General features: G+C 37.4%; 13 protein-coding genes and 1 tRNA gene. 2 read left to right on the top strand and 12 right to left on the bottom strand.

All coding sequences use genetic code 11. The annotated features are described in order from the left end of the window. Window positions 1-2: 2 nt before the first annotated feature. From Gferi_RS04595 to Gferi_RS04615, 5 genes are all read right to left on the bottom strand, one after another. Window positions 3-959 (bottom strand): electron transfer flavoprotein subunit alpha/FixB family protein, encoded by a 957-nt coding sequence (locus tag Gferi_RS04595; protein WP_069974464.1) that lies wholly within the window; start codon window positions 957-959, stop codon window positions 3-5. Continuing rightward, the gene (locus tag Gferi_RS04600) at window positions 956-1,780 is read right to left on the bottom strand and encodes an electron transfer flavoprotein subunit beta/FixA family protein (RefSeq protein WP_083273369.1); all 825 of its coding nucleotides are present in this window, start codon (window positions 1,778-1,780) and stop codon (window positions 956-958) included. Before Gferi_RS04600 ends, Gferi_RS04595 begins: the two co-directional genes overlap by 4 nt. A gap of 12 nt (window positions 1,781-1,792) precedes the next feature. Next, on the bottom strand, window positions 1,793-3,238 hold the full coding sequence (locus Gferi_RS04605) for an FAD-binding oxidoreductase (RefSeq protein WP_156782320.1): 1,446 nt from the start codon (window positions 3,236-3,238) through the stop codon (window positions 1,793-1,795). 274 nt (window positions 3,239-3,512) lie between these two features. Continuing rightward, window positions 3,513-4,946, bottom strand: coding sequence for an FGGY-family carbohydrate kinase (locus Gferi_RS04610; RefSeq protein ID WP_069974466.1), 1,434 nt, complete (start codon window positions 4,944-4,946; stop codon window positions 3,513-3,515). Window positions 4,947-5,002: 56 nt separating this feature from the next. After that, complete coding sequence (locus Gferi_RS04615) at window positions 5,003-5,779, bottom strand: SDR family NAD(P)-dependent oxidoreductase (RefSeq protein WP_156782321.1); 777 nt, start codon at window positions 5,777-5,779, stop codon at window positions 5,003-5,005. A 370-nt stretch (window positions 5,780-6,149) separates the two neighbouring features. Between Gferi_RS04615 and Gferi_RS04620 the strand changes: the two genes are divergently transcribed. After that, a complete protein-coding gene (locus Gferi_RS04620) occupies window positions 6,150-6,719 on the top strand; it encodes a glycerol-3-phosphate responsive antiterminator (protein WP_069974467.1) in 570 nt (189 codons plus the stop codon). A gap of 129 nt (window positions 6,720-6,848) precedes the next feature. Here the strand turns inward: Gferi_RS04620 and Gferi_RS04625 are convergent. Next, window positions 6,849-6,922 (bottom strand) — tRNA-Gly (locus tag Gferi_RS04625). A gap of 226 nt (window positions 6,923-7,148) precedes the next feature. Between Gferi_RS04625 and Gferi_RS04630 the strand changes: the two genes are divergently transcribed. After that, a complete protein-coding gene (locus tag Gferi_RS04630) occupies window positions 7,149-7,346 on the top strand; it encodes a DUF378 domain-containing protein (protein ID WP_069974468.1) in 198 nt (65 codons plus the stop codon). 210 nt (window positions 7,347-7,556) lie between these two features. Here the strand turns inward: Gferi_RS04630 and Gferi_RS04635 are convergent, their stop codons facing one another. The 6 genes from Gferi_RS04635 to ypeB form a co-directional block, all read right to left on the bottom strand. Beyond that, on the bottom strand, window positions 7,557-8,393 hold the full coding sequence (locus Gferi_RS04635; protein WP_069974469.1) for a family 1 encapsulin nanocompartment shell protein: 837 nt from the start codon (window positions 8,391-8,393) through the stop codon (window positions 7,557-7,559). Between the two features lie 14 nt (window positions 8,394-8,407). After that, entirely contained in the window at window positions 8,408-8,773 is a 366-nt protein-coding gene (locus Gferi_RS04640) for a demethoxyubiquinone hydroxylase family protein (protein ID WP_069974470.1), read from the bottom strand. A 205-nt stretch (window positions 8,774-8,978) separates the two neighbouring features. After that, window positions 8,979-9,263 (bottom strand): hypothetical protein, encoded by a 285-nt coding sequence (locus Gferi_RS04645; protein ID WP_069974471.1) that lies wholly within the window; start codon window positions 9,261-9,263, stop codon window positions 8,979-8,981. Window positions 9,264-9,397: 134 nt separating this feature from the next. Then, window positions 9,398-10,216: a methyl-accepting chemotaxis protein gene (locus Gferi_RS04650; protein WP_069974472.1), complete on the bottom strand. Its 819-nt coding sequence runs from the start codon at window positions 10,214-10,216 to the stop codon at window positions 9,398-9,400. Between the two features lie 86 nt (window positions 10,217-10,302). Next, a complete protein-coding gene (locus Gferi_RS04655) occupies window positions 10,303-11,505 on the bottom strand; it encodes an MFS transporter (RefSeq protein ID WP_169832967.1) in 1,203 nt (400 codons plus the stop codon). Between the two features lie 121 nt (window positions 11,506-11,626). Continuing rightward, a complete protein-coding gene (gene ypeB, locus Gferi_RS04660) occupies window positions 11,627-12,973 on the bottom strand; it encodes a germination protein YpeB (protein WP_069974473.1) in 1,347 nt (448 codons plus the stop codon). Between the last annotated feature and the right edge of the window lie 3 nt (window positions 12,974-12,976).

A 12,976-nucleotide genomic window follows, 5' to 3' on the forward strand; every position in this document is an offset into this window, starting at 1 on the left:
TCCTACTTTTTGCTTAATAATTTGGTTAATTCCTGTACAACCTCATTATAGTCATCTATAATACCTATATCAGCCATCTTAAAAATAGGAGCCTTTTCGTCTTTATTAACAGCCACAATCCATGTGCTTTTTTCGATACCCACAGCAAAAGCCGCCGCACCAGAAATTCCAAGAGCAATGCATACGCTCGGTGCTGTAATAGTACCAGAAGCTCCGATTAATTTATCCATTTCTGTCCATGCACTCATCACAACAGGTCGGCTGGCACCTAACTTTGCATTCATACTCTCTGCGAAGGCTGCTATGCTCCCTATATTTTCTTTGCACCCTATCCCTCTTCCTACAGCAACCACAACGCTGGCAGTTTCCAAGCCTGCTGCATTTTCCTTTTGACAGCTGTGATATGATTTGATCCATGAATACACTTTTTCAGCATCACTGCTAATGACTTCAAATTCCGGCAGGCACTCTAATATGTCTCTCTCAGTTCTAAATCCTTTAGTAATCGATATACAACAGGGTACTTTTTTCAATATAAACCTAGCAGTTAAATGATTAGAATAAACTTCTTTCTCTACAAGAAACTTCCCATCTTTTATTCGACAGCTATTAACCCCGATACAAGAAGAGCCTTTTAATCTATACGCCAATCGAGCAGACAATTCTTTAGCATAAGAACTGCTTCCAAAAACGATTAATTCTGGCTTGCGGATTGAAAACATCCGCTGGAGGGCATCTAAAAAATCTTCGGGCAAGTAGCCGGTATTTGTCTGAACCAATCCAATATAATCAGTTTGTATTATGCCTTTAAGCTCTGCCTTATTGATTTTTTGATGTGTTAAAATCCATACTTCAATTTCAAAATCACTGCTCAAATAAGAGCTTAAAAATCCATTGATTTCCTCTATTTGTTGATCTAGAGAGGGTGAGCATCCATTTAATACGACCGCTGTTTTCATAGGTTCAACTTCTCCTTCAAATATTTCTTAAATAGAACCTGTGCTTTATCTGCCGCGCTATGTCCAGTAATAAAGTGACATACACGCTCTTCCTTCTCATAATATAGATCTACAAGCTCAAGATCATTTTCTGCTTCTATAGACGCTTTTTCTATGCCTAAATCCTCTAAATAAATCGTTTCTACTTCTTTATCTTTAGATGCCATTTTTTCTTTTAAGGTTGGTACACGCATATATGAATTCTGAACATTCCCTACTGCTAGAATCAGCGGCGTTCTTAGAACTTGTTCCATAATAACGTCCTCTGTATCAGAAGTTATTTTTAAATAATCCTCCTCGCCTGTTGGCTCAATATTAACTACACCTGAAACACAGGGGATACCTAATCTTTCCGCAAGCAAAAACGGCGTTCTTCCATTATCTCCTTCTCCACTTTGACTGCCTAATACAATGATTTGCTGTTTCTCATTGTTTTCAAGATATCTGGCTATAATTTCTGTGATAAAGGGTACATTGAAGCGGATATCCGCCTCGCAATCTACTCTTACAGCCTTGTCATACTTTAGTGCAAATAGATTTTTTAAAACCCGGTTCGAACGGCTATCTCCGATTGTTAATGCTGTAAGCGCCAAAGCTATTTTCTCGTTCTGGACTAAATCTTTAAATTTTAATATCAGTTCAAGAGCACTTTCATCATAGGGGTTTATCATATTTTTTACAAAACTCGTATCTATCTTATAGTGATTGTCAACAACCCAATCACTATAAGATAGCATATCCAGATCAGGTACAACCTTAAAACATACAATAATATTCATCATGATATCCCATCATTATTCCAATGGAATAATTGTACCTGCATTCATTATTCCATTTGGATCAAAGGCTTTTTTCAAAGTTTCAAGAATATAATAGGAGCTTTCATATTCCCCCTTTATCCAAAGTGTCCTGTGCTTACCTACCCCATGATGATGAACCATAGATCCCCCTAATCTTAGTGTCTCTTCTACTATAATTTTATTGATTGGATAATGATATTTTGATATTTCTTCCTCTGGCTGAATATCCACCAGGTTATAGTAATATACAAAATACATATTGGTTCCGTTTAAATAACTATGGGATGAATGACCACCCATTAAAGTAATGTCAGGAATTTCATTTTTAACTCTGTTACAACACACTTCATATATTTCATGAATAATGTCCCAGTTGCCAGAAACTTCTGTAGTAAATCCAATATTTTGTGTTTCTGCTATTTCAATTCTTTCTTCTGCTACTTTCTTTGCATCCCAATTTAAGTGCTCAAACCAATTTTTTATTAACCTGGTATCTACCAGTTCACATTCTTTATATTTTCTTACAATTTCCTCAATTGCTTTTCCAGTGGCTTCCGATATGGCTTTTGGTCCTTCCGTCATAAATATTAGAACACATTTGCCATCTGCAAAATGAGAAAAATGATATGCACCATCCTCTGGATTATATAAACGAGCTACAGAAGGCTTATATCCGGCTACCATAACCTCTCGTAGAATTTCAAATCCAGTTTTCATATTGTCCAGCGTATATCCGTAGAATAAATTATTTTCAGGCAGATATTTAAAAATCTTCACTGTAACTTCTGTAATGAAACAAAGTGCACCCTCGTTGCCAATAATGACATGCCGGATATCCGGACCAGCAGCGCGTCGAGGAACACTCTTGATCCTTGTGATTTCTCCATTGGGAAATACAGCCTCTAGGCCTACTACCATATCTTCAATGCCGCCATATAATGTTGAAAACTGGCCTATACTTCTAGTTGCAACCAATCCACCCATCTGAGCCAGTGGTTTTGATTGGGGTGAATGACCCGTAGTATACCCTTGCTCCCGCAGTAAGTTTTCAAGATCTTCAAGACATACTCCACATTGAGCAGTTGCCAGCATATTATATGTATCAATATGAATAATGGCATTCATCTCTGACCCGTCTATAACTACAGAATTCTCAATAACAGTTTCCAGTCCTCCCTCCGTAGCGGACCACCCCGTTCTAGGTACTGCATTCAGCTTGTTTTTATTGAGATATTTTAATACTTCCGAAACTTCTTCGGTGCTTCTAACCTTAACTACAGCAGCAGGGATGGGTTGCGTATACACACCACAAATATCCTCATACTTTCTAAATCGATCTATGCTGCTTTTCTTTAACACTTCCCCATCTGTGATTACCTGTTCTCCTGGTATGATATTTTTTAAATTCTGTACAATTTCTTCTCTGTCTGATGAAATCATATAAGCGCCTCTCTTTCATTATCGTTTATTTGTTAACAATTAAATTATTATCCTTGAAGAAACTTTCTGCATATAATAATTTGTACAAAAAAAAGAGAAAAGCAGACTCCCACAAGGAAGTTACTTTTCTCTTCACTCTAGTAACTAAACTTATTATACAGAATATTTTGATAAAAATCAATAATTTTTACGCATTCTTCTTAAAGTAATTCTCTCTTTCATTTTATGCTGGATCTATTTCCACAAGGAGTAACAGGACTTACCTTATCTAAGATTAGAGAAAAATTGGATAGGACTTTTTTAATATCTCATCCGTATATTCTGTAATCTTTTTATATGCTGCATCGTTAAGTCTCTTATATAGCACAGTATTTTCTGGGTTTGGATCAAATGTATCCCGGACTTTCACCATCTTATCTATTGCGTTAGCATAACTATCATACACACCCATGGCTACAGCTACACAAATAGCCGAACCTAAGCTTGCAGAACCACTAATTACATTTCTGGATGCAGATAAACCAAATACATCAGCAAATATTTGCATAAACAATTCACTGTTAGCTCCCCCACCGGAAATAATAATACGATCCAGTTCAATTTTCAGTTCATTACACATAGCATCTGCACGATTTTTCATGGTCAGTGCAATCGCTTCTAAGATGGATCGATATATATGGGCTCTTGTATGGCGACCATCAAAACCAATCATGATTCCTTTTTTAAAAGGAGCATCCGTAGGTGCCAGCCAATCTAAAACTGTCATTAAACCATCACTTCCAGCAGGTATTAGCTGAGCTTCCCTATTCAAAAGTTCCTCTGGCTGAATACCTAAAACCTTGGCTTTTAAAGCTATCTCATCTCCTAAAAGATCCTTAAACCAGCTTACTGTCCACATTCCTCTGCGGATGCCATAACTCTCATATAGGTATTGATTCGGGATTGAAGCAAAGTTCGTCCAAAAATGGTTAGAATCTTTCAGATTTTCATAGCCATGTACCATAGATGCTATGTAGGTTCCTAGTGAAATCAGTGCAGTTTTTTCAGATAATGATCCGGCGCCTAGTGCTTCAACTGCTTTGTCATTAGCAGTTGCTACTACCGGGATTCCCTTAGGAATACCCGTTTCTTTCGCTGCGCTCTCTGTTATATGCCCTAATATGGTTCCAGGCATTTGCAATTCAAATAACATTTCCCTTGGCATGCCCACCTGCTTAACTACTGTTTCATCCTTAGTCCATTGCCATGTATCTGTATCCATCGGCCATACTCCTTGATAGTTTGCAGCCGTATCTTTAAATTCTCCGGTAAATCTATGGGTAATATATCCTGAACTGGTGGTGACATATTTTACTGCAGGATTATTATCTTCATAGGGCTTAGATACTCTTGTATCCATCCAACTCATTACAGGAGATGCTAATGTACCATCTGCTTTTAACAAAGCTCTACAAAAACGAATGGTGCATAAGCCTATCCCAATAATATCCTTAGGTTCTCCCTGAAAACACGTCATGGCTCTTTTACATGCTATTACAATAGAATCCCACAGATCATCGCCAGGATGTTCTACAATCCCAGGCTTTGGTAAATGCATCGGTCTTAAATCCTGCTTTCCTTCACAAACAACATTTCCTTCTAGATCATATATCACTACCTTTGAACTCTGTGAACCCCCATCAATACCAATAATATATTTTCTTTTCATCCCAATCACTTCACCTTTATATTTTAAATAGTACTTCAGTAATCTTAGCAACCCTCTTAGCGCACTAAATATCCGCCGTCTACAGCTAAGATATGTCCATTTACATAGTCAGAAGCTCTGCTTGCCAGGAAAACAACTGTACCCATCAAATCCATAGGTTCACCCCAACGGTTTGCGGGAATATGATCAAGTACCTTTTTATTCGTATCAGGATTACTCCTTGTTTTTTTAGTAATCTCTGTTGCATAATATCCTGGAGCAATTCCATTTACTTGAATATTATATTGTGCTAGTTCATCGCAATAGGCCTTCGTAAATCCTGCTAATCCATGTTTTGCAGCAGCATATGCCGGAGACCACTGACCTCCCAAAAATGAAAACATGGAACAAATATTAATGATTTTACCACTTCTTTGTGGAATCATCTGCTTAGCTGCTTCATAGCTTAATTCAAAAGCTGCTGTTAAATTGATGCTGATCATTGGGTCCCATTCTTTTCTTCCAAAATCAAGTACTTCTGCTATATTGCATATACCCGCACTATTTACTAAAATATCTACAGAACCAAAGGCTTTTACACATGCATCAATTATTTTCTTCGGTGCACCTGTCTCTGTAATATCAATTTTCATGGATTCCATTTTTATACCTTCATTTTCTATTAATTCCTTTGTACTTCCATCATCCTCCATAATACTTGGTATAAACAAATTGGCACCTCCCTTTGCCAGAGCTAAGGAAAAGGCTTTCCCAAGTCCCGTATTTCCACCGGTCACAATTGCATTTTTTCCTTTCAGTGAAAAAAATTCCATTGAAAAATCTGACATGTTCATTTTTACGCCCCCTTTTTAATGATCCTTCAAACTATGATTTTAAAGGATTTATTTATATAAAATCTCCACAAAAAAGAGAGAAAAGCAGACTTCCATCCGGAAGTTACTTTTCTCTCAACTCTAGTAACTAATCTAAATATAATATACAAAATTCCAAAATAATTGTCAATAGTTTTTGACTGTTCTATATAGTTAAAATATTTCGACTAATTTTATTGGTTGTAAACAAAGTCCTAATTATTTATACCAGGTATGTTAAACTTCTCACGATATAAATATCTTTTATTGTTTAATATTCTATTGTATAATTAAATACATTGGTAATTATTTAGAATATTGAAAATATTTCAAACAAACGAGGGTGATTTCTATGCTAAATAGTAGTTTTTTGAATGCGATCGAGGAATATCCGATTATTGCCGGAATTAAGGATCATAAAGGTTTAGAGCAAGTCATCCAATCAGAGTGCAATATTGTTTTTGTACTCTATGGGAATATTTTGAATATTGGTGAGATCGTACAAAGGATCAAAAATCATGGCAAACTGGCATTTATTCATGTTGATTTGTTAGATGGCTCTTCACACAGTGAGGTCGTTATCAGCTTTCTGAAAAAACACACCACCGCCGATGGAATTATAAGCACAAAAGCCCCGATGATTAAAGCAGCAAAATCACACGGTTTTTATACAATACATAGATTTTTTTTAATAGATTCTATGACCTTTCATAATATCGATAAGCAGATTGCTGTTTCAAATCCTGATTGCATTGAAATTTTGCCAGGATGTATGCCAAAAGTCATTGGCTGGGTCATGCAAAAGGTTAATTTGCCATTGATTGCTGGTGGACTAGTTTGTGAAAAAGAAGATGTTGTTGCCGCTCTAAAAGCCGGTGCCAATGCAATTTCATCTACAAACCCAGAGGTTTGGTCATTATAATCACCGTATTTATTAAACATAACTTTTGCAGTAGCTATAAAAGCAGCAATAAAAAAAATAAAGCATCAGTTTGCTGAATTAGCAAACTGATGCTTCTTTTTTAAACTGTTAACCATTTACTTCAACTATTGGAGCGGGCAACGGGAATCGAACCCGCACAACCGGCTTGGGAAGCCGGGACTCTGCCATTAAGCTATGCCCGCAAGGATTACTTTGATTTTATTATAAATCCATTTCCTTGATCTGTCAACGATGGTAATTTTTATTTTTTCTATATTCCTTTCCAATGAATATATTTCCCATACATGCTCATTTTAATGTTGTACAGGGTATGATTCATGAGGATATTTCTTATACATTCGTATGTTTCTTATAAACCTTGGAATAATAATAAGGAAACATCATTAACAGTAAAAAGGAGTTGACAGAATGGATCGATTAGCTCTTTTGTTAGTTATCATCGGAGCACTGAACTGGGGATTAATTGGATTGTTCCGATTTGATCTAGTTGCAGCTCTGTTCGGTGGGCAGGGAGCACTTGTAAGTAGGATAATCTATTCTCTGGTCGGTCTTGCTGGTGTATATGCCATCAGCTTCTTATTCAGAGAAAGAGAAAGAGTTCGATAAAATAAGAGAGGGACTTCTTCGAAGTCCCTCAAACTGTTGAAAATCCCTTATCTTCTTCGTTGCTGCAAAAATCCAGCATCCTTACGTATTACTGTATACGCTGCGGTCGCTAGATTTTCTTGCGCCTCGAATCTAAGGAATTTTGAACAGTCTGGATATTGTTGACTTTTTCAACAACCTCAGGGACTTCTTCGAAGTCCCTCTCTTCTATCATTCAAATGTAACAATTGCCTCTGGTCTTTTCACTCTCAGCAGTAAAGTCTCAAGTATTCTTAAGCTATGATTTAATTGCTCCGGTCCTATATATGCAGTTACAAGATCCTGTCCAATGACAATATCCATATTTTGAGATCCTCTGGAGATCAATACAGCTTTATTATTTCCCAGTACTGGAGTTTGATAGATCTTTCCTCCTACCAGTTCTTTTACCCTGGTAATCTCCATGACACCGGTTCCCGGTTGAATCCGATGCATTTTTAGATAAAGGTCTGGACTTACTACCAATACATAAGGTCCATAGAACCCTTTTCTTACTAAGGCTTCCATACCTGCAGCTACATCGCTCAAGGGATTCTCTCCTTCAGCCCAATCTGCCATTTTAACAACCTGCCTGCCTGTTACAGTTGTTAGCCCTTCATAGCCATACGCAGGATTGCCGTTAAAGACAACATCATCTTCTTTATTACAGATAGCTGTAGCAGCTATAGCCACTGGAGACAAATCCAAAGGCAGGCCCATTTGTCTGCTCTTTTCCACGTCTCTCCATGCTAAAGATAAGTCCTTATAAATCATTGGAATCGTAACATATCTTCTGTTTTTTACCTTAATAGGTGTATCTTCCTCTTCGCCATTAAAATCTACCTTACTCTCCATATCTACGTCGAAGGCATCCACATTCATGCTGTCTATTCCGGCACCTAAAGGCCCTAGAATATTAATAAATCTTCTAGCAATCAACTGCTCTTTAGCTATCTTTACTACCATTTCGTCTACACTGTTCCAAAGCTCGCTGCTAAAAGGCGAATCATCTCTTAATAAATAATCCATAGGCTTTCCCTCCTCTATTCTTCTAATAAACTGCCTACAGTATGTACTACATTCGATTTATACTCGATTTTCTTTTCCTCTATTCCAAGCTCTGCAAGCATCTCTCTTACTTCTTCTTGTCCCTCTTCAAAGAGATCCCCTTCTTTAGGGTCAAGTATTCGCAGTAAGGCCATTAATTCCCCAACGTGTGCTTTCTCTTCATCCCGTATATCTGCAAGAACTCTCTTTGCAATGGGATCATCGGTTGCCTGTACGTGGGCATCATAAACATAGATTGCTTCTAATTCCCCGGCAATATCCAGCCGGATCGCCTGTACTAACTCCTCCTTGGATATCTTTCTGTCTACGTTGCCTGCAAATGGATTTGGAAAACTAGGCATAGCAAAAACCTCCTTATTACTAATTTATTACTAATTTTACTTTTACATTATACCCACTGATAATTCAGATATTCTTCTTTTTTACTAAAATTCCTTTTTCATTCTAATAATTGTTCAAAAGCGAAGTAGCTATATTGCATAAAGATCAATAAACCTGAAATAAAAGAAGTAAGCACCATTTTAGCCTACTTCTTTTATTTAAAACTTATTGAGACAATAACCGTATGAACATATCCACTTTTTTCATTTGATTTTTGTCTAATAATCCCTGCATTTGCTTAAGCATTTGCAATTTTCGGATAAAATCATCTTTCTGTGCACGGGTAAAGGTACCCATCATTTGATTTACTTCTGCCTCAATCTCTTCCATACTCCTGTTCTTATATTTACCTACCATTTTTGCGAATTGTGCCATTTGATCATCTGTCGGGTTGATGCTTCCAGCAGCTTCTGCCAACTTTTTATTGATTTTATTTAAGTCCTTTGCCATTCTCATCCCCCTCTTTATAGGCTGTCATCAAAATTAGAATCCCTGTCTTCAGTGATTCTTTTGCACTAACATAGTATGCACCTATAAATATTTTGTTACAGTTTTCTCGAACAAAAAAGACCAGATACCTGGTCTTATAGTCGATTAGCAAATTCCTTTAATTTCTCAGAAAGACTTGTCAGTGCATGAATTTGTGCAGCAATTTCCTGAGTTCCTGCTGCCTGTTCCTCAGTTAATGCACCATTTTTCTCAACCAATTGGAGTACCTGTGAAACACCGCCTTGAATCTCCTTTATTACTTTTCCTACTTTTTCTACAGATTCATTACTGGAAATCGCCAGCTTTCTGATTTCCTCCGCAACCACTTGAAAACCTCTCCCGGCCTCACCTGCTCTAGCTGCTTCAATCGCTGCATTTAACCCCAATAAATTTGTCTGTTTTGCGACCTGCTGCACAAATCCAAGAACCTGATCTGTTTCTCTAGCCTTTATAAGGGTGTCATTTACAGAATCTATCACCAGTTCTCCAGAAGATGTGATTTCCCCTGCACTGCCGGAAATCTGCCCAAGGGAGCGAGATATTTCACCAAGTGATTCCGATAACATCTGCATCATCGCAAGCATTTCTTCCTTATTGCTAATATTTTTAACTGTACCGATGGCGCCAATCGTACGTCCATTTTCATCTTTGATCGGATAGGCAGTAGCTGCCAATGGACTGCCAAACAACTCCTTTGGGATCACCCTGGATACCTTTTTATTTTCGTAAATTGCCTTATACAAAACTAAATTGGTATTTAAAGGTTCACCTTCTTTTAGTTTTATATCCACGTTATTTCCTGGAATATATGCTAGTATTTTCTCTGTATCACATACTCCCACAGCCAAGTCATCCTCTGTAAAATGATTGATCGCTTGAGCTATATCCATATACTTTTTTAATATTTCGTGCACGGAGTCTCCCCTCCTCTGGTGAAGTAGATTTTCAAAAATACTTCTCCACAGATACATCAAAATCCTGCTAAGATAGCTCTGCTTCTTTATAATGTTTCATCATTTGACAGCATATTTTTATTGTTATCCGATAAGCTTTTTATATTTCTGCTTAATAGCAAGAGCAGGAGGAGTACAATGCTCATATAAAAAAGTACCAGATAGAAGCCGATAGCTACTCCAAATAAGTCATTTGTTTTTCCTACCATCCAGTTTGCCAGCATATTAATCATACTGGAAAAAGCCATTACGAATCCCAGGATGGAATTAATCCCGCTATCAAAGGTTTTAATCAGCAATGCCATCACCGTAGGATATACAATTGAGAAGAAAAAACCGCTCACTGAAATCATGATGATAAAGGGCTTGCTGCCAAATATCCCAATTCCCAGGCAAAAGATCGCCATCGCCACATAAAGAATGATACTACGCATATAACCAAGTTTTTCTGCAATAAATCCTCCAACCAATCGACCAAAGGTAAAAATCATGAAAAAAAGTGATAGATAGGAAGCACTCTGTAAGGGAGTCATATCTCTTCCCTGCTGTAAATAATTAACAAACCAATTGGCTATTCCAATTTCCCCGGCAACATAAAATCCTAACAACATGGAGAACAAAATAATCCTTTTATCTGATGCAATTTGTTGAATAGCAACTTTTTGCTTTTTTTCGCTTCTTTCCACCTTAGGAAAACTGCAGGTCAGAAAATAGACGCCCAAGACACCGATCACCAGAATACTATACCGGTACACATCTCTCCATAAATAGTTTGAGGCCAATAAAATTCCCGCATATCTTGGTCCAAGGGTTGCACCAAAACCATAGAAGAAATGCAATAGGTTCATCATGATCGCCTGATTTTTTACAAACAGTATCGGTGTAATCGTACTGGCACCTATATTGATAAATCCAATACCAGACCCTAGAATAAACATAAAAAAGATGAGTGCAAAAAAATTCCATGCAGAAGAAATTCCAAAAGCTCCTGCTGCCAGTCCCGTCAAGCCAATAAAAATCACCTTTTGCTGTCCGATATGCTCTATTAAAAGTCCCCCACTAAAGGTTGCACCAATATACCCCAGTGTACTTATTAACATCATCCATGCCAAGCTGGTATAATCAATCTGGAAAAATTCACGAATGGATGGTATTAGAACTCCCCGCATATTGTCCATAAATCCCTGAAGTAACATCAATCCAAAAATCAGAATTATCAACATGTTTCCCATTCTTTTGTTTTCCAACATATAAAAATCCCCCATTTTCTCTTCAGGATTTCATTATACGCCATTCTCTATAGGTATGTAAATATGGTTTCTTTACGCTTTATTTAACATAGAGAAAGCTGATCAACTGATCAGCTTCTCCTTACATCATCAACACACCTTCATCTTTGATGATAACTTGTAAAATTTTTTGTTCTTCTCCTGTTTGTGCATTGATATATATTAAGAATGTATCCTCAAGATAGTCTACTTTGAATTCATAACATAATACTTCGCTGCCACCCTCAGTGGGAACAATCACAAGCCTTGGTTCTTCAGCCTCTGCTTGAACACTAATCCTTTCTCTAGCTTCCGAAGGACTGACACCAGGCGTTTCAAAGGTTCTTTCATGATGATTAAACCAGAAGCCTTCTGCTTCATAGCCTATAACATCACCCCGGTCTAACCCGACTTTAACCTTTATCAAATCAGGATATACGACAATATCTTCCTGTTGGTATGCAAAGTTAATTACCATCTGTCCATCTGTTTTTATCGAATAGGTTGGAATCATATTGGGGAATCCTCTTTTTTGCAGAAACTGCTGTGCAATCTCAACTCCTTGTTTTTCTGATAATCTTGCCTTCTCCACGTTTCGTGTATCCAGCATCCATAAGACCTTTCCTCCTACCTTACTGATAGACATGGAAAGATTGCTTTGATTACGATCATTTGTAGGCTGTAAATCTATCACATAAGCTGGTATTGTACTGTTGTTCATATCTCCCAGAATCGTTGCTTCATATTGAACACCATTCCCTGCAAATTTCTCAGCGATATTTTTTATCGCATCCGGCTTAATCTCTTGACCTTCCAGCTTTGGTTTTTGCCTTGACTTATGTTCTGAAAATGGGCCATCATAAATAAGCTCCGGATATTCCTTCATCCGTTCTTCCATATCAACAAATCTTGTTGTAATCATGTTCTCATTGACCTTATCCAGCTTTGCTGTCGCCTTACGCTGAAGTTCTCCTATTCTTATGCCATCATTGGCAATATTTCCTTGCAGCTCAATAAGACTCTGAGAAAGAAGGTTTGCATAGTTATGGAGTTCTTGCAACGTACTCATTTCTTCTGTGTTGAGCGGATTTCCCTCAAGATTTTTTCGTGCCAGCGCTAAGCTCATATCTCCTACCTGACTTAAAAATTTTCTTGTTTTACTTACATGGGCATGTTCAATCGGCAATTGGCTCAATTTTTCCTGTGCGTCATAGGAAAGTCTCATGGTTTCTGTAAAAAGCAGCACATTTTGCTTTGGGGTTCCTGTAACCATGGTTTTGGCTAAGTTAACCTGTATGTTTTGTACATCTGCAACCATATCATAAAACATTCTATGAAATTGGTTTTCTAAGTAAGTCATGTGCTGTTCATTTTGCTCATATTGATTATATCCCCAAATCCCCACACCAACCAGTGCTACTGCCAACAATATAATAAATCCATTTTTCATTTT

The organism is Geosporobacter ferrireducens (assembly GCF_001750685.1).
Classification (GTDB): Bacteria; Bacillota; Clostridia; order Peptostreptococcales; family Thermotaleaceae; genus Geosporobacter; species Geosporobacter ferrireducens.